This window comes from Streptomyces sp. NBC_00258 (assembly GCF_036182465.1).
Classification (GTDB): domain Bacteria; phylum Actinomycetota; class Actinomycetes; order Streptomycetales; family Streptomycetaceae; genus Streptomyces.
This window is the reverse complement of sequence record NZ_CP108081.1, coordinates 353,867-373,485: the sequence shown is the minus strand read 5'-3', so window position 1 is coordinate 373,485 and position 19,619 is coordinate 353,867. Positions and strand designations below refer to the sequence as shown.

At 67.8% G+C, this 19,619-nt stretch carries 12 protein-coding genes and 4 pseudogenes; 11 read left to right on the top strand and 5 right to left on the bottom strand.

Annotated features, from left to right (window positions below; genetic code table 11):
• Window positions 1-125: 125 nt before the first annotated feature.
• On the bottom strand, window positions 126-1,070 hold the full coding sequence (locus tag OG718_RS01630; protein ID WP_328842901.1) for a LysR family transcriptional regulator: 945 nt from the start codon (window positions 1,068-1,070) through the stop codon (window positions 126-128).
• A 105-nt stretch (window positions 1,071-1,175) separates the two neighbouring features.
• Between OG718_RS01630 and OG718_RS01625 the strand changes: the two genes are divergently transcribed.
• From OG718_RS01625 to OG718_RS01585, 9 genes and pseudogenes are all read left to right on the top strand, one after another.
• Window positions 1,176-2,069, top strand: a complete 894-nt coding sequence (locus tag OG718_RS01625; RefSeq protein WP_328842900.1) for an NAD(P)H-binding protein — start codon at window positions 1,176-1,178, stop codon at window positions 2,067-2,069.
• A gap of 74 nt (window positions 2,070-2,143) precedes the next feature.
• On the top strand, window positions 2,144-2,509 hold the full coding sequence (locus tag OG718_RS01620; protein ID WP_328842899.1) for a darcynin family protein: 366 nt from the start codon (window positions 2,144-2,146) through the stop codon (window positions 2,507-2,509).
• Window positions 2,510-2,970: 461 nt separating this feature from the next.
• Entirely contained in the window at window positions 2,971-5,310 is a 2,340-nt protein-coding gene (locus OG718_RS01615; RefSeq protein WP_328842898.1) for a DEAD/DEAH box helicase, read from the top strand.
• Window positions 5,273-5,962 (top strand): hypothetical protein, encoded by a 690-nt coding sequence (locus tag OG718_RS01610; RefSeq protein WP_328842897.1) that lies wholly within the window; start codon window positions 5,273-5,275, stop codon window positions 5,960-5,962. The genes OG718_RS01615 and OG718_RS01610 overlap by 38 nt, the downstream gene beginning before the upstream one ends.
• A gap of 309 nt (window positions 5,963-6,271) precedes the next feature.
• Window positions 6,272-6,547, top strand: coding sequence for a hypothetical protein (locus OG718_RS01605; protein WP_328842896.1), 276 nt, complete (start codon window positions 6,272-6,274; stop codon window positions 6,545-6,547).
• A 107-nt stretch (window positions 6,548-6,654) separates the two neighbouring features.
• A pseudogene (locus tag OG718_RS01600) lies at window positions 6,655-7,155 on the top strand (transposase); the annotation flags it as partial.
• A 213-nt stretch (window positions 7,156-7,368) separates the two neighbouring features.
• Window positions 7,369-8,385 (top strand): annotated as a pseudogene (locus OG718_RS01595) (IS110 family transposase); the annotation flags it as partial.
• Window positions 8,386-8,588: 203 nt separating this feature from the next.
• Window positions 8,589-9,383: pseudogene (locus tag OG718_RS01590) on the top strand (IS256 family transposase); the annotation flags it as partial.
• Window positions 9,384-9,462: 79 nt separating this feature from the next.
• A pseudogene (locus tag OG718_RS01585) lies at window positions 9,463-11,005 on the top strand (ISL3 family transposase).
• 178 nt (window positions 11,006-11,183) lie between these two features.
• Here the strand turns inward: OG718_RS01585 and OG718_RS01580 are convergent.
• From OG718_RS01580 to OG718_RS01570, 3 genes are all read right to left on the bottom strand, one after another.
• Window positions 11,184-11,525, bottom strand: a complete 342-nt coding sequence (locus tag OG718_RS01580; RefSeq protein ID WP_443054863.1) for a hypothetical protein — start codon at window positions 11,523-11,525, stop codon at window positions 11,184-11,186.
• 419 nt (window positions 11,526-11,944) lie between these two features.
• Window positions 11,945-12,619, bottom strand: coding sequence for a CHAP domain-containing protein (locus OG718_RS01575; protein ID WP_328842892.1), 675 nt, complete (start codon window positions 12,617-12,619; stop codon window positions 11,945-11,947).
• A gap of 130 nt (window positions 12,620-12,749) precedes the next feature.
• Complete coding sequence (locus OG718_RS01570) at window positions 12,750-13,190, bottom strand: hypothetical protein (protein WP_328842891.1); 441 nt, start codon at window positions 13,188-13,190, stop codon at window positions 12,750-12,752.
• A gap of 220 nt (window positions 13,191-13,410) precedes the next feature.
• Here OG718_RS01570 and OG718_RS01565 point away from each other — a divergent pair, with 220 nt between their 5' ends.
• Window positions 13,411-17,127: an nSTAND1 domain-containing NTPase gene (locus tag OG718_RS01565; RefSeq protein WP_328842890.1), complete on the top strand. Its 3,717-nt coding sequence runs from the start codon at window positions 13,411-13,413 to the stop codon at window positions 17,125-17,127.
• 360 nt (window positions 17,128-17,487) lie between these two features.
• On the opposite strand, the gene OG718_RS01560 is transcribed toward OG718_RS01565, so the two are convergent.
• Window positions 17,488-18,597 carry a hypothetical protein gene (locus OG718_RS01560; RefSeq protein ID WP_328842889.1) on the bottom strand — a complete coding sequence of 370 codons (1,110 nt, stop codon included), beginning with the start codon at window positions 18,595-18,597 and terminating at the stop codon, window positions 17,488-17,490.
• Window positions 18,598-19,188: 591 nt separating this feature from the next.
• Here OG718_RS01560 and OG718_RS01555 point away from each other — a divergent pair.
• Complete coding sequence (locus OG718_RS01555) at window positions 19,189-19,605, top strand: hypothetical protein (RefSeq protein ID WP_328842888.1); 417 nt, start codon at window positions 19,189-19,191, stop codon at window positions 19,603-19,605.
• Window positions 19,606-19,619 lie beyond the last annotated feature (14 nt).

The window sequence follows — 19,619 nt, the reverse complement described above, 5'->3', positions numbered from 1 at the left end:
CTTCACCAGCGGCCGTTCCTTCACGCGACGTTGCTCGACACCTCGAAGCGTGAAGAACGGCCGCCCTGCTGTCCCGGGAACGAACCAAGATCAGCGGGACAGGTGAACGGCAAGCTGAGATCACGTCAGGTGGTCCCGGGTGCGCGCAGTGTGCGGCGAACAGCGTTGCGGAGCCAGTGGTGGGCTCCGTCGGCTGTGTGGCGGGGGTGCCAGGCCATGCCGATGGTCAGGGGCGGCAGCGGCAGGGGTATGTCGAGGAGGCGCAGGCCGAGGGCGGTGGCGGTGTGGGTGAGTGGTGATTCGGGGTTGCCGGGGAGTGCGGCGGGGACGAGGCATACGACGTCGCTGCGGGCCGCGAGGGCCATCGCCGCCAGGTGGCTGGGAAGGACGGCAGTGACGCGCCGGTGGAGGTTCCGTTCGGCCAGGGCGCTGTCGAGAGGGCCTGTGAACCGGCCTCGTCGGCTGACCACGACATGTTCGGCGGCAGCGAGCCGCGCCGGGTTCAGGGCTTCTTCGGCGAGGGGGTGCCCGGGGCGGACGGCCGCCACCATCCGGAGCGTGGCCAGTTCTTCGACCTGGGTCTCCGGGTCCACGTGGTCGATGGATCCGATCTCCAGATCGATCCGGCCGTCGCGGAGGGCCGGACCGGCCTCCAACTCCTCGGCCCGGAGCCGGAACGAGACGCCCGGCGCCTCCTGCCGGGCCAGGTGCAGCAGTCCGGGGGTCAGCGCCGCACCGACCAGGTCGGCGGTCTGGAGGGTGAAGGTGCTGCTCAGGGTGGCGGGGTCGGCGCTTTCGCCGGGGCTGAGCAGCGATTCGAGGCGGCGCACGACTGCGGCGGTTTCGTCGCGCAGAGCCAGGGCGCGAGGGGTGGGGACCATGGTCTGTCCGGCCCGTACGAGGAGCGGGTCCTGGAGGGTGCGGCGCAGGCGTCCGAGCGTGCGGCTCATGGCGGCGGGGGAGGTGTGCAGGCGGGCGGCGGCGCGGGTGACGCTCTGCTCGGTCAGCAGGGCGTCCAGTGCGACGGCGAGGTTGGCGTCAAGGGCCGAATGTGGGCTGTTCACCAGCATAATTCCATTTCAGGCAATACCTCTTTGCTGAAGTTCCCATTGTGGCATCACCGTGGCGTTCCCCAGGATGGGCGTACCGATCCGACACGGACTCTTGAGGTTTTCATGATCGTCATCACGGCCCCCACCGGGAACATCGGCCGTCACCTGCTCACCCGGCTCCTGGAGTCGGCCCCCGCCGACGGGGAGGAACTGCGCGTGATCGTGCGTGATCCCGCACGGCTGCCGGACGCGGCACGCGGACGCGTCGAGGTGATCACCGGCTCGCACGGCGACGCCGAGGTGGTCGACAGGGCTTTCCAGGGCGCGGACGCCGTCTTCTGGCTCGTCCCCCCGGACGCCTCCCTCGCCCCGGAGGACGCCTACGCCGGCTTCACCCGCCCCGCTGCGAGGGCGCTCACCGCCCACAGGGTCGGCCACGTCGTCGGCGTCTCCGCCCTCGGCCGCGGCACCCCGCTCGCCGGCCGCGCCGGACTCGTCACCGCCTCTTTGGCCATGGACGACCTTCTGGCCGGCACGGGCGTCGCCTACCGGGCCCTGGCCAACCCGTCCTTCTTCGAGAACCTCCTGGAGGAGGCCGCCTCGATCCGCGACAAGGGCGTCTTCACCGACGTCGTCGACGCCGACCGCAAGGCGCCCCTCGTCGCCGTCGCCGACATCGCGGCCGTCGCTGCCGGCCTGTTGCTGGACCGCTCGTGGACGGGCACCGGCAGCGTCCCGGTCCTCGGACCGCAGGACCTGTCTCCCAATGACCTCGCCCGCATCATGACCGAGGAACTCGGCCGCCCCGTCCGCTACGAACGCCAGTCGCTCGACGAGCTGCGCACCACCCTCGTTGGCTACGGCCTCGACGAGGCGTTCGTCCAGGGCATCGCCGACATGAAGCGGGCCAAGGACGAGGGCCTCGATGCCGGCGTCACGCGCACCCCGGAGACCGCCGGTTCCACCGCCTTCGAGCACTGGTGCGCCCAGACCCTCAAGCCCGCCGTCCTCTCCTGAAAGCCTCGAGCCCCTTCGCCATCGCACAGGGCGCCCACGGCGTCAGACCACCCGCCACTTGGGAGACAACCATCATGCCTGTTGAGGAAACCGAACCGCCGGTCACCGCGTTCATACTCGTCAAGACCACGCCGGAGTGGCTCGCACTGACCGTCCCGGAGCGGATCGACGCCTTCACCACCCAGGTCGTTCCCACGATCGAGTCCAGGACCACCGGGGTCCGGTCACGCTTCTACGACACCGAGTTCTACTCCGCGCGCGTCACCGACGTCTGGGTTTGGGAAGCGGACGACCACCACGCCTACCAGCTCCTCATCGACGCACTGCGCGAAACCCCGTTCTGGGACCGCTACTTCGAGGTCGTCGACATCCTCGTCGGTACCGAGAACGGCTACGCCCGCAACTACCACGTCGACCCCGCTGCCACCATCAGCACCTGACCGCCGGCGGTTGCCACGCACCGGGCTCAGCCACCCTGTGTGCGTCGCAGGTCTCTCGGACATCGCATCGCCTGAGGACAAGATCGTGAGCCGGAATGGCGTGGCCCCTGAATGAGACGACCGGGAACGGCCCAGGTCCCTGCTGCGGAACGGGGCATTCCGAATGAGGACCTACACTGGCGGCACCTGCTGGAGACGGCCCGTGTAGAGCGCGGGCGCCCCCGTGCCGTCACGGCTGCCATCCCGCAGGCGAGTTGACCTGCCCCTGGCAGAACTTCCCTCTCCTTGTCCTGCTCCGCAGGGATTTCGATTCCTCCCCCGGCTGAAGCCGAGGGTATCCACGAAAGGATTCCGACGAGGAAGTTGGGGCGGGCGTTTCGAGGCTGCCTGGTCAGACCCGGACGCTATCGGCGCAGCCGGAGGCCTGGGGCCTTTGCCAGGCGCCGCCACACTGTGCGTTCGTGGACGCTTACGCTGCGGGCAGCCATCTGCACGTCGGCCCTGGTGATGTTGCCGTGCTGGCGCAGGTCTGCGAAGGCGGCCGGAAGATCCGGCTGCTTGCCGCGTTGGACCACGCCACTGGCCTCGTCGTGGCCCGGCTGGATGTGGGCGGGAAGAGCGACGAGATCACCTGCCTCGAGCCGATGGATGCTGTGGCCGACCTCGCCGGGACCGTCGTCAGCAGCTGGCCCGGTCTCCCGTGGATGGTCCTGCTGTGGGAGACGGTGAAGCCGTCAATGTCGCGGGCGACCATCGGTCGATCAGGTGAACCAAGTCGCCTGCTGTGGCTGCGCAGACATCGCCGCAGCCAAGATGATCCATGTTGCCGCGCCGCCCGTGAGCAGTGTCTGGCCAATGTCTTGCCGAGGTCCGCTGGCATGAGCGGCCGCGGTCTGCCGCACTACACGCAAGCCGCCCCGTGCGGCAGCCTTGGACCCCGGGGGAGTACCACCATGGCCTGGCCCACACTGCGGACCTGCCAGCAGGAGGCCTTCGACCAGTACATGGCGGACCGCAGGTGCAAACGGGAATGGCTGGCCATGCTCACGCCGGGCGCCGGCAAGACCATCTTCGCCCTGTATGTGGCCGCCACCCTCAAGCGACTGGGAGTCATCTACCGCGTCGCCGTCTACGTGCCCAGCGACTCCCTGCGCAAGCAATGGGCCGACGTCGCCTCCGAGTTCGGTCTCGAACTGCTTCCCGTCAAAGAGCCATCGGACTACAACGACCCCGAGGCCGATGGCTTTGTCGCGACCTACTCCCAGATGAACACCACAGGAGCCCAACTGGCCTGCCGTGCGGTCTCCTCCGTACCGACCCTGGCCATCCTGGACGAGGTCCACCACCTCGGCGACAACAAGGCGTGGGGAGCCGGTGTCCAGCGAGCCCTGGCCCAGGCCGAGAACATTCTCATGCTCACCGGCACACCGTGGCGTTCCGACGACTGTCCCATCCCCTGGTGCGCATACGATCCCGAGACCGGACGAGTGAAGGTCGACTTCGCCTACGAGTACGGCAACGCAGTCGCCGACATGGTGTGTCGGGCCGTGGAGATCCAGGCTTACGACGGACAGGCTCGCTTCCTCGACAACGCCACCGAGGTCACCAAGTCCCTCAAAGACACCGGCAAGGGCCGCGCGCTCGGCAAGATGTTCGACGCCGTGTTCGACCCTGAGCGGCAATGGACTCCGATGCTGCTGGAGAAGGCACACCATCTGCTCCTCGACCGGCGAAAGGACGTCCCCGACGCCGGAGGGCTGGTGGTCACCGACAGTGCGAAGACGGCGGAAGCCATCGCCGAGCACCTGGCCCGTATCACCGGACAGAAACCCACCGTGGTCATCAGCGAGGACGACAAAGCCGTCACCAAACTCGACGCCTTCCGCCATGACGGCTCGCAGATGTGGCTGGTCGCCATCCGCATGGTCTCCGAAGGCGTCGACGTCCCCCGCCTGATGGTCGGCTGCTACCTCAGCCGCTGGAAAACACCGCTCTTCTTCCGCCAATTCGTGGGGCGCTTCGTCCGGGTCCGCCCACAGTGCCAGCCGTCCCTCGACGCCCACATCATCATCCCGGCCGTATCGGTCCTGATGGAGCTCAGCACCGAAATCGAACAGGAACTGCGCGACCAGCTCAGCCGGTTCGACGACGACGAACTCGACGCCGACGACGCCCCTTACCATCCCAGCCCCCAGCAGCCCGCAGACATCCCGCACCAGCGCCAGGACGGCCTCGCCTGCCCTCAGGCCGAGCAGACCGAACTCTTTGACCTGGAGGGCAACCCTCTCGTGGACGCGCCCGAGCCGCAGGCCCCCGGAACGGTCATCCTGGAAGCCGGCTCTGCAGCGTTTCACCGCTCCGACCGCCGGGGCATCGGACAGCCCTCCGAGGTCTACCTGCCCGGACACCAGGTATGTCTGGACCTCAACATTCCCACCACCTACGCCCGCAGCATCGCGACCTTGCTCGTTGAACAGTCCCGGACCAGCACCTCGACGCCGCCCGCCGAGCTCTCGCCAGCGGTGATGCCTGCCTACAAGAAGAAGGACATGCTCCGGTCGGACATCGACCGGAACGTCAAAAAGCTGGCCCGCATGCGCTGCCGCCCCACCGGCAACGACGGCTCTGAAGAACGCGGAAAGCAGCAAAAACTGATCAATATCGATCTGGCGCAGCGCTTCGGCACGAGGGCACACGTACCGACCTCTACGCTCAAGCGGATCCGCGACCACCTGGCCATAGAGATCAAAAAGGAAGCAGCTCGTGACGCCCCGCGACGCACAGCCCCACGTGCCAGGTGAGCTCAAAGAACGGGGCCAGCTCGTCGCCTCCCTCGGATCCTCGCTGCGTTCGGGGGCCACGTCCCTGGGGACCGTTCCCAAACTGCTAGAGCAACTGCTGCTCACCGGTGGCTGGATGGACTTCGTCACCCGCCTCGGTGACCACATCACCTATGAGCGCAGTGAGTTCGCCGACTTCGTGGAGACCCTGCCCCTGCAAGGCCTGGGCGCCGATCTCGGGATCGTTGAACGACTCATCGGGCCACGTCCCGACCTCCTGGCCGTCTTCTACGAGCTGACGCCGCCACGTGACCGCGGCAGGCCGAAAAAGGCGGACGATGTCCACAATTATTCCGGCTGCCCTGCCCCCGGCCCCGGTGAGGAGGGCACCCTGCCTGCCCCGCGCAAGCAGCGTCCCAACGGGAACCAGGTCGAGGCCATCATGCGCAAGCTCGCCAAAGACCGCCCCGACCTTCTGCAAGAGGTCACCGCAGGGCGGATGAAGCCGTACACCGCAGCCGTCGAGGCCGGATGGCGCAGCCCGCGAACCACCATCCCGCTGACCGACCCGGAATCCATCGCCCGCACACTCTTCGACAAACTCGGAACCGAGCAGGCACAGCAGGTATGCAGAGAGCTGGCACGGCTCGTCCGGCCATCCGGCGACCGCTGACCCGCGTCTGGCACTCGGGCGGAGCGCCTCTGCGGGCGTGCTCCCACCAGGAGCCCTGAACGTGAGCCCAGGATGCAGTACGGCACAATGCGGCCATCCTTGTTCCTCGCAGGGATCCCGGCCTTCAGGCCGGGCGGGAATGCGATCCTCGGCCCGGAGGCGCGAAGCGCCGGAGTTCTCTGCGTCTGCGGGGTGACGCTCAGGCCGGCCGCTCTTGTGGTCCTTGACGGTGCTCAGTGGTGCGCCTCCGCAGGATCCCGCGAAATACGACGGGGACCAGAGCACCGTGCACATCCTGTTGGCCATGCCATGGCCAACATCGCCGTCAACCTGCGACTGGAACACCTCAGCCCGGGCAGCATTCCGCCGGACTATCTCGCCCGCTTCTTCCAGACACCGGAAAGCGGCTACGCAACTCCACTTCCCCTGGATGCCTTCACCCCCGCCAGCCTGCGCGCACAGATGGACCTGGCCGTGCTAGCCGTCGGCAAACACCGTTGGAAACCGGGTACTGCCATGAACACCCCCCAACCCAGCTGCGTTCAAGCAGCTGCTGACCACCCGCTACGGCTACGGGACAGATGACATTCCGCACCGCGACCTGCTCAACGACACGGGCACGAGAATGGCGCCCTGCTCCCCTCGGGACTGTAAGACGTTCGGTGTAACTCCCGATCATGGAAGATGCATCGATGACCAGTGAGAACGTGGCCGCGCAGGAGCCTGTCGAGTCGGCAGCGGCTGTGTCGGCAAAGGCCGTGGACGACCAGTTGATCGACGAGCTGGTGAGCCAGGCCCAGGCCGAGGGCCTGCAGCTGACCGGCGAGGGCGGGCTGCTGCAGCAGCTGACCAGGCGGCTGCTGGAGTCCGCCCTGGAGGGCGAGATCACCGACCACCTCGGCTATGACAAGCACGATCCGGCGGGCAAGGACGGCGGCAACTCCCGCAACGGCAAACGCTCCAAGACCGTGCTGACCGACGTGGGCCCGGTGGAGATAACCGTGCCCCGCGACCGCGACGGCTCCTTCGAACCGAAGATCGTCAAGAAGCGGCAGAAGCGCCTGACCGGCGTCGACGAGATGGTCATCTCGCTGGCCGCGAAGGGCTTGACCACCGGCGAGGTCCAGGCCCACCTGGCCGAGGTCTATGGCGCCGAAGTGTCCCGCCAGACCATCTCCACCATCACCGACAGTCATAGTGATATGCGGGTCCCGGTAGCCGTGACTCGATCACTGACTGACGTCCTGCTGGACTGTCCTTGCTTTGATCTGTCCGGCTGCCAGGGCCCGTTCCGAGGCCCCGGCCGGGTGGATCATGACCTCATAGGAGCCTGGCCAGAGGCCCCCTGACTGTCCTGTCTGCCCCGCCCGGCCGGAGCCACCTCCGGTCAGGAAGGCATCTTCAGCATGACAGGAACGGATACCGAAGTCGTCGTCGAACATGTGGTGATCGGCGGCGTGGACTCCCACGCCGACACTGTTCACGTCGCCGTGGTGACCGACCGCGGCGGGCAGCTCGCCGACGCCGAGTTCCCCACAACCGCCGCTGGATACAGGGCTGCTCTGGCCTTCCTGGCCTCTCACGGCACCGTTTCCGCCATCGGTGTGGAGGGCACGTCCTCCTACGGGGCGGGCTTCACCCGCGCGGCCCGCGAGGTCGACCTGACCGTGGTCGAGGTCAACCGGCCGGACAAGGCCGAGCGCCGCCGGATCGGCAAGTCCGATCCCATCGATGCCTACGCCGCCGCCCGTGCGGTGGTCTCCGGGCGGGCCAGTAGCGTCCCCAAGGGCGATGCCGTCGCCGGAATCCGGGCTTTGCACAACGCGGCACGATCCGCGGTCAAAGCCCGTACCGCGGCGCTGAACCAGATCGGGCACATCCTGATCAGCGCGCCCGAGAGCATCCGCGCCAAGTACGAGGCGCTGCGGGGCGACCGGCGCATCGACGCCCTGGTCCGCCTCCGCATCGGCGGTGACCCGATCCTGACCGCCCTGCGCTCGCTCGCGCAACGCGTCAAGAACCTGACCACCGAACACGCTGCTCTGACCGCAGAGTTGGATGTCCTGGTCACGCGGTTCAACCCTGGCTTGCGCGCCGCCTTCGGCGTCGGCCCGGACACCGCCGCGCAGCTGCTGATCACCGGCGGTGACAATCCCGCGCGCCTGCGCACCGAGGCTTCCTTCGCCGCGCTATGCGGGGCCGCACCCGTGCCAGCCTCCAGCGGCAAGACCAACCGTCACCGGCTCTCGCGCGGCGGTGACCGCGCTGCGAACGGAGCCCTCTATCGCATCGCGCTCTGCCGCATGCGCCGTGATCAGCGCACCCGTGACTACGTGGCGCGTCAGGTCGATGCCGGCCGGACGAAGAAAGAGATCATCCGGCTCCTCAAACGCGCCATCGCCCGTGAGATCTTCCGCCTCCTGACCACGATGGGCGAGGTCCCGGAGATCGCGGATCTCCGGGCCGCCCGGCAGGCCAAGAACATCACACTGACCGCCGCGGCGAACCACTTGAGAGTCTGGCCCGCCGTTATCTCCAACATCGAACGCGGACTTCGCCGTGACGATGCGTTCGCCGACACCTATCGCAGCTGGCTCGCCGCCACTTGACCAACGATAGGAGCATCAAGGTCCTGGAGGGCATAGCCGAATGGCAGAGCCGACCGCTCGACGCCGTCTATCCGGTCGTCTTCATTGACGCCATCCACGTGAAGATCCGTGACGGCGCGGTCGCCAACCGGCCCGTCTACGTGGCCCTGGCCGTCACCACCGAGGGCCGGCGGGAGATCCTGGGGCTGTGGGCGGGCGACGGCGGCGAGGGCGCCAAGCACTGGCTGCACATCCTCACCGAGATCAAGAACCGCGGCGTCAGCGACGTCCTCATGCTCGTCTGCGACGGGCTCAAGGGCCTGCCCGAGGCGGTGGAGACCGTCTGGCCGCAGACGATTGTGCAGACCTGCGTGGTGCACCTGCTGCGGAACTCCTTCCGCTATGCCGCCCGCCAGGACTGGGACAGGATCGCCAAGCTTCTCAAGCCCGTCTACACCACTTCCACCGAAGAGGCGGCCCTGGAGCGGTTCGCCGAGTTCGCCGATGCCTGGGGCCGGAAGTATCCGGCGATCGTGAAGCTGTGGGAGAACGCCTGGGAGGAGTTCACCCCGTTCCTGCGGTTCGACACCGAGATCCGCCGCATCGTCTGCACGACGAACGCGATCGAGTCTGTGAACGCGCGGATCCGCCGGGCGGTCAAGGCCCGCGGACACTTCCCCAACGAGCAGGCCGCGTTGAAATGCGTCTACATGGCGATCATGTCGCTCGATCCCACCGGCAAAGGTCAGACCCGCTGGACCATGCGCTGGAAGACCGCGCTGAACGCCTTCGACGTCACCTTCGATGGCCGCCTGTCGGCGGCCCGTCAGTAGCCTCAACTACCCCAGTTACACCGCTCGTTTGGCCCTGTCTCACATTCGGTGGTGACGGAGGGTTGCCAAGGTCGTTGACATTTACGTGCGAGATGTCAACGAGCTTGTAGATGTGGTGTTCTCGGGGCTGTTACCGCTGGTCATCGAGGACGTGACCGACGAAGGCGAGCGGATCCTGGTGCGAGCACGGACGCCGACGGACATGGTGCCGTGCCCGAGTTGCGGGGCGCCGTCCAGGCGGGTGCATGGCTTTCACCTGCGGACGGTGGCCGACGTACCGGTAGACGGGCGACGGGCAGTAGTCCGTGTGCGGGTGCGGCGGCTGGTGTGTCCCACGCAAGGTTGTCGGCACACCTTCCGTGAGCAGGTGCCTGGGGTACTGGAGCGATACCAGCGACGTACGGCCCGTCTGACCAGGCAAGTCAAGGCCGTGGTCAAGGAGTTAGCGGGCCGGGCCGGGGCTCGTTTGCTGGCGATACTCGCGGTGGGCATCTCGCGGCACACCGCCCTTCGGACACTGCTGCGTATCCCACTGCCCACCGGCCGAATACCCCGCGTGATCGGCGTCGACGACTTCGCTCTGCGCCGGCGCCACCGCTATGCCACCGTGATCATCGATGCCGAGACCCACGAGCGGATCGACGTGTTGCCCGACCGCACGGCCGACACACTGGAAGCATGGGTACGCGCTCATCGGGGCGTCGAGGTCGTCTGCCGCGACGGCTCCGCGACTTACGCCGAGGCCATCCGCCGTGCTCTGCCCGACGCGGTGCAGGTTGGTGATCGCTGGCATTTGTGGCACAACCTGTGCGAAGCCGCGCTGAGCGAGGTCAAGGCGCACAGCACCTGCTGGGCCACCGTCCTGGACGCGCCCCTCTACGACGGCCCCCGTGCACAGACCACCCCTGGAACGCTGGCACCAGATCCACGACCTGCTCGACCAGGGCGTGGGCCTGCTCGAATGCGCCCGCCGTCTGCAACTGGCCCTGAACACCGTCAAACGCTACGCCCGCGCCGATCGGCCCGAGCGGATGCTCCGCGTCCCCAAATACCGCGCGAGCCTTGTCGACCCCTACCGCGAGCACCTGCGCAAACGCCGGGCCGAAGACCCCGCCGTCCCGGTCAAGCACCTCTTCGAAGAGATCAAAGACCAAGGGTTCACCGGCTGCCTCAACCTCTTGCACAAGTACATCAACCAAGGCCGCGCGGACGCCGACCGCAGCCACATCTCCCCGCGCAGACTCGCCCGCATGCTCCTCACCATGCCCGACAACCTCAAGGCCGAACATCAGCACCTACTGGACCGGCTCATCGCGGCCTGCCCCGAGATGACCCAACTCGCCGTCTGCGTCAGGGACTTCGCCCAGCTCCTGAAGCCTCACCCAGACAATGCCGACGCGCTCGAGCTCTGGATCACCCAGGTCCGCACTGCCGATCTGCCGCACCTGCATGCCTTCACCCGAGGGCTGGAGCGAGACCTCGACGCCGTGATCGCCGCGTTCACACTCCGCTACAGCAACGGCCCCACCGAGGGCGTCAACACCAAGACCAAGCGGATCGCCCGCCAGATGCACGGACGAGCAGGCTTCACCCTCCTCCGCCACCGCATCCTCCTCGGATAGCGACACCCTCCGTCACCACCGAATGTGAGACAGGGCCGCTCGTTTGACAGTCCCTCTCAGCGGCACTTCGTCAGAGATCGGCCTGGGCCGCGGCGCGCGCAGCTGCGCCAGTCGGCAGGACAACGACTGCAGCAGATCATGTGCTGGGGCAGCACTAGCACGGTGTGCGCGATATTGATCATGGTCGCAGCTCGGGGAATGCATCTTCCCAGACGTCTTTGATGGCCGTGCTGATGAGCTTGTGGAGCACGGGCCACAGCTCAAGCAGGATGCCTTTGTTGAGGAAGTGGCATAGGTCGTCATGCATGCCTTCGGCGAGCACGGTTCTGTACAGGCTCATACGCTGGCGCGGCCGGTCCAGATCGAGGACGCGCAGTCCGGACCACGCGATGTGCAGCGGCAGGTCCACCATCCCGTGCTCGGGCCCGGTCAGCTCGTCGAGGCTGGACGGCAGGCGTCGCCTGTACCTCGCTCGCAGCACCGATGCGATGTAGCCGGGGTCGTCGTTCACGGTGCCCATCTTCCTCTGTACGCCGGCTCCGGGCTGCACGAGCTGCTGCGCGTGGCCGGCGCGCTGGCCACGCGGTAGGGGCGGCAGCAGGCGAAGCGGGGCTCGTTGGTGTTATGCCTGCTCCTTTCCGACGAGCCCGCCTGGGGCAGGGGGCCGCTCGTTGTTCCGGCTTCGGGCGGTGGCATCGGCGCGGCGGTGACGTCCGTTGCCGGGCCGCCTGGCAGCGACGAGGATCACCGCCAGGGCGAATGCCGCTGGTACGGCGGTTCCGGAGAGGCAGAGACGGAGATGGCGGAAGCTGGGGACTGTGGGACTCATGGGCTCGCGTTCTCGGTGGGGTTGAGTGTGGTGGGTCAGAAAGAGCAGAGGGCCGAGGGCCGCCACGCTGCCGGCGGCCCTCGGCGGGACTGGCCGGGGCCAGAGCGGACTCAGGGGTGGGAGGCAAACCCGCGGAAGGTCTTTCCGGACATCGCGGGGCCGGATCCGGTCCACTGATAGGACTTGCGGGCGATGCTGTCCCGGTAGGGATTGACGTTGCCCTCGATGGTGGTGACGGTGCGTCCGGCGACGGCTACAACGACGCCGACGTGGCCGTGGGCGCTGTCACCGTTGTTGGTCCACACCAGTACGTCTCCGGGCTGGGGGAGCCGGTTGGGTGAGTAGGCGTGGAAACGGTCGCCCAGGCCGGTGCGCCACGCCTGCGAACTCCAGTAGTTGCGAGGGACGTTCCGATGCTTCCACATGGCGGCGGCGAAGTGGCCGCACCAGGGGAGCCCTCTGTAGCCGTTGTACACGTTGAGGTTGGCGTTGCTGCCGCCCCGGCCCAGGTAGTTGTAGCCGGATGCGGGGGTGCTGGTGTAGATCGTGCCGCCCCGGGTGAGACGGAACTTCTTGGGTGTGGCCAGGGCGCTGACGGCGCGGTCGACGATCTGCTGGCGCTCGCCGGCGGGCGCCCCCACTTGGGATGATGCGTCGCGCCCGACGGCCGCCGGGGTGGTGGTACGCGCGTCAGCGATCGTCGGGGACAGGGCAAGGACAGCGGCCGTGGTGGTCAGGAGGGCGGCTCTGGCCAGTGTCGGCGGGTGGCTGGTGTTTTTCGGCATGGGTGTACCTCGTTTCGTGGCAGAGGGTGGGAATGCCGGGCCGGTCGGCGCCCGCTTTTGATGCGGCCTGCGATTGGTTGGCAGCCGGGGCTGGGCCGGGTGCGGGCGCCGACGTCGTGCGGGCGCTGGGTCAGGGCGTCGTACGGACTGCGGTTCCGGCGATCTTGACTCCGTCGTCCGCCTTGGTGAAGGAGAGGTAGTAGTCGCCCTTGCTGGGAGCGTTCCAGACGGCGGAGCTGCCGCGCTTGCAGGTCAGCGTGCGTGAGCCGTGGTTGGTGTCACCGAACCAGCCGTCCTCCCACAGGGTGACGGCGAAGGTCCGTCCGGTGCCCGCGGTGCAGGAGCCCAGGGCCAGGGAGGTCCGCCCGGCGTTCTGGTGCCACTTGGACGAGTCGAGCCGGTAGATGAAGGAGAAGGAGAGCGGGGTCGTACCCGTCGGCCGTGTGGCTGCCGATGCGCTCGCCGCGACGTGGGTGGAGACCGGTGAGGTAAGGGCGACGGCTCCGGCGGGGATGGCGAGGGCGCCTGTCGCGGTGAGTGCGAGTGCGGCGGTGAGGATGCGCTTGCGCATGGTGTGTTCCTCCTGGGGAAGCGAGTGACGGGCCTGGGCCCGGTGGGCAGTGGTGCCCGCTGCTGGGATGTTTCGTCCAGCGGGGTCCGTGCGGGAACCCGTTGTCCGGGGCCGCCCTGTTCAGGCTCTGGACAACCCACGGCGACCTGCGGTTTTAGCTTTGGGTAGTTGCGTGGCTACGATGTGCTGCCTTGTGGGTCCGGGTGAGAAGGGGGCGCGTGTGTGGCCGGAGGAGCACGAGCAGGAGGCGCGGTTCGGGCCGGAGCTACGCCGCAGACGCGAGGCCGAGGGCTGGTCGCTGACAGAGCTCGCCGGGAGGGTGAACTACACCAAGGGGCACATCAACCGGGTGGAGAACGAGCAGAAGCGGCCCAGTGAGGAGTTCGCCCGCGCCTGCGACCGTGCACTCGGCGCGAGGGGCGTGCTGCTCGCGCTCGCGGCAGCCGGCCCCCAGCTGTGCCCGTATCCGGGGCTGGCGCCGTTCGGGATGGACGATGAACGCTGGTTCTTCGGCAGGGAGCGGGCGGCCGCGGAGCTTGTGTGCCTGTTGGGGGACCGGAGTACGGACGGACGTCCGGTGGTGGTCATCGGCCCGTCGGGGGCGGGCAAGTCCTCCCTCTTGCGGGCCGGGCTGGCCCCGGCGGCGGCACGCGGCGGCCTGCCGGGGCGACAGCCGGGAACCCCAGCCGTGCTCTACCTGACGCCGACAGCCCGGCCTATGGCGGAGCTTCGCACCCACGACGAGCGCAGGCCGCTGGACACCCATGCGCTGGTGATCGTGGACCAGTTCGAGGAACTGTTCACACTCTGTGGCGATGAGGCCGAGCGGGACGCTTTCACCGACGAACTGTGCCGGCTCGCCCAGGCCGGCCTTCCTGTGGTGGCCGGTGTGCGCGCCGACTTCTACGGATACTGCCTGGCCCACCCCCAGCTGCGCGCTGCGCTGCGGACCCGCTCGCTGCCCCTGGGCCCGATGACCCGCGCCGAACTCCGCCAGGCGATCACTGAGCCAGCCGCCGTGGCCGGACTGACCCTGGAGCCGGGCCTGGCGGAGGTCCTGCTGCGGGACCTGGGAGACCATGCGGGCGAAGCCGGTGTCCTGCCCCTGCTGTCCCATACCCTGCGCTCCACCTGGCAGCACCGTGACGACGGCGTTCTCACTGTTGCCGGGTACGAGCGCACCGGCGGGGTGCACGGTGCCGTCGCCGCGACGGCCGAGCGCGCCTACAGCCGACTCGCCCCGGAGGAGCAGGAGGCCGCCCGCCCGGTGCTATTGAGCCTGGTCCGCATCGGCGAGGGCACGGACGACACCCGTCGCCGCGCGGACCGGAGCGAACTGGCTGCCGACGAGCGAGCCGAAGCCGTGGTCGAAGAATTCACCCGCTCCCGGCTGCTGACCGCCGACGCCGAGCACGTCGAGATCAGCCACGAGGCGCTACTGCGATCCTGGCCCCGGCTGCGGGAGTGGATCAATGCCAACCGGGTCGGGCTCCTGGTACGCCAGCGGCTCACGGACGACGCCACCGCCTGGCAAGCCGCGGGTCGTGACGGCAGCCATCTCTACCGCGGGACCAGACTCGCGGCGGCCGGCGAGTGGCACGACGTCCGCTCCGGCCGGGCCGGGACCTTGGAGTGTGCCTTCCTCGAGGCGAGCCATCGGCACCAGCGGCGCGGTACCCGGCGCATGCGGCAGCTGATGGCGGTCATGGCGGCCCTCGCCCTGACCGCCCTGGTCGCGGCCGGGTTTGCCGTTGACGGCAAACGCGAGGCCGACCTCCAGGCCGACAGGGCGGTCTCCGCCCGGCTGAGCACCGAGGCCGATGCCGTACGGCCGAGAGATCCCGCGCTCGCGGCACACCTCGCCCTGGCCGGATTCCAGGTGGAGCACACCCCGCAGGCGCACGGCGCGCTGATCGGCTCGTCGGCTCCGCCGTACGCCACCCGTTACGTGACCGGCGGCCTGACCGAGGTGACCGCGTGGAACAGCAGCCCTGACGGGCGGATCCTCGCGGAGGGGACCGCACGGGGAGATGTGCGGGTGTGGAGTACGCAGGAGCAACAGTCGCACCGCCCGGTGACCATGACAGCGGCGAAGAGGGAGATCAACCAAGTCGCGGTGCATCCACGCCACGTGCTGGCCGTCGCCGCGGGTGATGATCCGGTACGGCTGTGGGATCTCAAGGACTTGCGCGGTACAAGTCGGCCGCCGCGTCTGCCCGACCTGAGCAACGGCAAGGGCCGCGTCGTGGCCCTGGAGTTCAGCGCAGACGGCAGCCGTCTGGTCATCGGAAACGACCAGGGCCAACTGGCATTGTGGAACACCTCGAACCCGCGCCATCCGGAACGACTGCGCACATGGCAGGCATACGACGCCCAGATCCTCGACCTGTCCGTGAGCCGTGACGGCCGCACCCTGGCCACCGTGGACGTCAACTACCGGGTCCTAGTGTGGAACGTCACCGCCCCTGATGCGCCACGATCCCGCTCCGTACCACGGACGAAGCGGAAGCAGGACGTCGAAACGGTCGCGCTCGCCCCCGACGCCCGTACCTTGGCTCTTGGCGCGGACCAATTCGTCCTCCTCTCGCATTTGACGCGGACCAGCGCGCCTACCGCACCGCAAGAGCTCTACACGTCTCCCAGCATGGTGACCGATCTTGCGTTCAGCGCCGACGGGACCGCGCTGGCCATGGGCGACATCGACGCCCACGCGCGGGTATGGGATGTAAGCGATGTCTGGAGCAAAAGGAGCTGGGAGACGACGCTACGCCTGACGCTCGACCAACCCGACCGCGTCGTGCGTCTCAGGTTCGGCCCGCGCAGTGACGCTCTCATCGTCGGAACACGCACCGGAGGCAGCCGCCTCTGGCACCCGCTCCCCCCGCTGGCCGGACACAGCGAAGCACTGAACAGACCGAAAACCAGCCCGAACCGCAAACTGACGATCACCACGAGCACGGATGGCACCGCGCGTCTATGGCGTATCTCCGGCACCCAGGCGCCGCTCCCGATCGGCGCACCCCTCACCTGCAAGGGACTCCCCCTCAGCGGCGCCGCATTCAGCTCCAACGGACGCAGAATCGCCCTCACCACGCGCGCCCCCGAGAACTCCGACACGAACGACCCATCGACATGGACCGCCATGTGCCTGTGGAATGTCGCCGACCCCACGCAGCCGAGATGGTTGGGCTATGGCCGCGCGCACCGCGAGAACCACATCAACGACGTCGCGTTCAGTCCCGACGGAAAGACCCTCGTCACTGGCGCCAATGGTGTAGGTGCCCTCGTCGTCTGGGACATCTCCAACCCTGCCGCTCCGGACCCGCACACGATCCTTCCCCTTCAGAGCGTGACATCGCTCGTATTCCTTGACGCGACCGGCGTGCTCGTCGTCGGCACCCAAAAAGCAGGCGTCCAGTTGTGGGACATCGACACACCGCACGCACCCCACCGCGTCCTGCGTCTCCCTGACGCCCCGAGCGCGGCCAGCCTCGCCTACGCCGCCGACAGGCACACACTCGCAGCAGGCTCCTACGACCAACTCGTCTACCTGTGGGACCTCTCGCATCCCTCCGCTCCGGTAGCGCTGCCTCCCCTACGGGGGCACAAAGGCACGGTCTGGCAGGTCGACCTCGACGCATCCGGGAAACACCTGCTGACCACCAGCGGCACCTCTCCCGGCCCAACCCGCGTATGGAACCTGGATGACCCGCACCGCCCGATGCAGAACGCCGCCGTCGAGGGAGCAACCGGACTGGGCGTCCTCACCAACGATTCAAGGGGATTCCTCGCCACCACGTCCGACTTCGCACTCCGGCGCTGGAGCACCGATGTACCCGCCGCTGTACAAGCCCTGTGCCAGGCAGCCGGCAGCCCACTGACAGCAGAAGAACACGACCTGTACGACATCGAGGGCATTGGTACACCGTGTACCTGAAGAGTCCCCGAACGGGTGTTTTCCAGGCCACGTACAAGTGCCAGATCGATCTGCGAGCGTTGCGCAATTGAGTGCTCCGCTTCCGAGCGGCGTCATGACGGAGTCCGGTGCCCAGGTGGGGGCGGTCTCGGCCCGCCTGCTGCCGCGGCGGGCCTTCGGCGGTCGGGTCCAGGCAGCCGGTTGTCGAACACGAAGTCTGTGAGCGTTCCGTCGCGCGCCGCGTGCATCTGGTGCCTTTTCGCCTGGAGATGGCGTCGTAGGTGGGTGAGGGCGCTGAGCGGGGTGGGCACCGTCGCCCGCAGTCGATGCTGGCGGGCCGGGGTGGCACACGCCTGCCGAGCGCGTGCCACCCCGGCCTCGTCACACGTCCGTCATCCGGAAGACGCCGAGCATGTCGTCGTCCCTCTTGCCGACCGTGGAGAAGGACGCCTCGACACCAACCCAACCCCGGAAGGCGTTGGAGTCGTCAATGACCTGCAGCATCGGCTTCACATGAGAGTTGCCCTCGTAGCACGTGGAAGTGGGCTTCGGAGCCAGGCAGGTGCACCAGTGCCAGTACGTGTCGCGGCGATCGTGCACGCCCACCCGCGTGAGGTAGTACTGGAGGGACGTGTTCGTCGTCCCCTTTGCGCATCCCTTCCGGCACTTCGCCGATGAGGGTTGAAGACGTGTCATGCAGTACGAAGCCCTGCCATCGCATACGGTGAATCGCTGAGGCTCGAACTTGCCCGTTGTCCCCAGCGTGAACTTGCCATGTTCCCAGGAGTCCATCTCAAGCTCGATCCGCCGCTCGTGGTTTTGTACCGTCTCCATCGCCCGGCGCTCGGAGAACGGGGCATTGCTCCCGTAACCGAATCCCGAACTCGCTTTCGTCGAGTACACGAACTCCAGGCGTGCGATTCCCCGCTCCGACCGCACCCTCCACTTCTCCGTCCACGGAGTAGCTGCCTCCCACTTGATCCACACCGTTCGGGCCTGCTTGCCGTTGACCGGTTCGGTCGCCAGCCGGTAAACACCCTTCCTCGACTCCGTGGCGGTGTCGCGGAAGCCCTTAACGGTCATGACCGGGCACCTGCGCACCCCTGGAGGGCTGGCTTTCTCGCCGGGAGCACAGTCGGCGCCCGGAGTAGTACCCGAGGGGACCCGCTCAGCCGGATTCCGCTGACTCCAGAAGTAGGTGCTCGCCGACACCGTGCCGGAGGCTGCATCGAACCGGTACCAGCCCAGGCGCACCCAGTTCCTCGGGGACGCGCCCTTCAGATACCCCGTGGAGACAACGAAATTCGACTTCTCACCCGGCAGTTCGGCTGGCGCGGCCTGTACCGGCCCCACGGCGGCCAGGATCAGCACCAACGGCAGCAGCAACGTTCGTAGCTTTCTGAACATGCTGTTGACCCTGGACGCGCACACACGCTGGCGCACTTCAACACGCAGCATGATGACCCGGCGCTCGGGGTGAGAACCGGCCATGCAACACCTCCACGCGCCCCTCATACGCCGAACAACGGGAGGGCGCGATCGGACCACTGCCAGCGGCGGGAACGGGAGCCAGTCCTATGTGACTTGGACGTGCGCCGACTACGGATCTCGTGGCGGCAGGCCCGCCGTCCTGTGTGTTCCCGCCGCGGGAGGAAGTTCACCGACGACCGTTGGAAAGCTGCTGAGCCCGGTGACGGGGGAGGCCCACGGGCACCCGCACCACCGCGTCCATGGAGCAGGGTGATCGAGACCGCAGACCAGGTCGAGCAGGATGAGAGCGCGCCAGCGGCGACAGAGTCCCGGCTCATGGTCGGCTCCTGCGCGCAACTGCGCAGATGGCCGCCCTGTACGCAACGAGGAAGCCTCAGGGGGCGCAAAGCCCCGCTGGCGCTGCCCTCATACGGGTGACGCAGTGCCACTGCGGGTCCATCAGGTCTTCCGCGCAATGCACTGTGGTCCTCGCGGGAGACCCCACGAACCGCAGGAAATGCCTGCGTTGCGTGGAACCCGGCCGGGGCCATCGGGCGGTCTTCGCTGGCACCGTGAGAATTCACTGTCGGCGCATGTAGTGGGAGGGCAGCTATGGATCCGCTGGTAATGACCGCAGCAACGGCGTTGGTAGGCGCCATGGCCACGGACGCATGGCTGCAAGCCAGGACTGCGACCGTGGCATGGTGGCGCAGTGCCAAGCCCAGCCAGGCCGCTGAGGTGGAAAACGAGTTGGAACAGGCTCACACGCTGCTGAGCACGGCACGTGAGCGTGGCGATGTGCAGATGGAGCAGGTGCTGGTTCAGGCCTGGAGCTTGCGGCTGCACCGACTGCTGGCCGACGAACCGGACCTGATGCCGGGTCTACGGCAGTTTCTTGACGAACACCTTCACGCCGCTACTGCGTCGCCGGAGACTCCCGGGACCACGTTGATGACAGTGCGGGCCGAGGCGACAGATTCCGCACGTGTCTATGTAGCCGGCCGGGACCAGCACATCAATGGCCCGTGAACGTCTGCTCCTGC

Excerpts from the sequence above, each read along its gene's own strand:
- OG718_RS01625 (WP_328842900.1), top strand. The coding sequence starts at position 1,176 with ATGATCGTCATCACGGCCCCCACCGGGAACATCGGCCGTCACCTGCTC.
- OG718_RS01570 (WP_328842891.1), bottom strand. The coding sequence starts at position 13,190 with ATGCGCAAGCGCATCCTCACCGCCGCACTCGCACTCACCGCGACAGGC.
- OG718_RS01560 (WP_328842889.1), bottom strand. The coding sequence starts at position 18,597 with ATGGCCGGTTCTCACCCCGAGCGCCGGGTCATCATGCTGCGTGTTGAA.
- OG718_RS01630 (WP_328842901.1), bottom strand. The coding sequence starts at position 1,070 with ATGCTGGTGAACAGCCCACATTCGGCCCTTGACGCCAACCTCGCCGTC.
- OG718_RS01605 (WP_328842896.1), top strand. The coding sequence starts at position 6,272 with ATGGCCAACATCGCCGTCAACCTGCGACTGGAACACCTCAGCCCGGGC.
- OG718_RS01575 (WP_328842892.1), bottom strand. The coding sequence starts at position 12,619 with ATGCCGAAAAACACCAGCCACCCGCCGACACTGGCCAGAGCCGCCCTC.
- OG718_RS01620 (WP_328842899.1), top strand. The coding sequence starts at position 2,144 with ATGCCTGTTGAGGAAACCGAACCGCCGGTCACCGCGTTCATACTCGTC.
- OG718_RS01555 (WP_328842888.1), top strand. The coding sequence starts at position 19,189 with ATGGATCCGCTGGTAATGACCGCAGCAACGGCGTTGGTAGGCGCCATG.
- OG718_RS01580 (WP_443054863.1), bottom strand. The coding sequence starts at position 11,525 with ATGGGCACCGTGAACGACGACCCCGGCTACATCGCATCGGTGCTGCGA.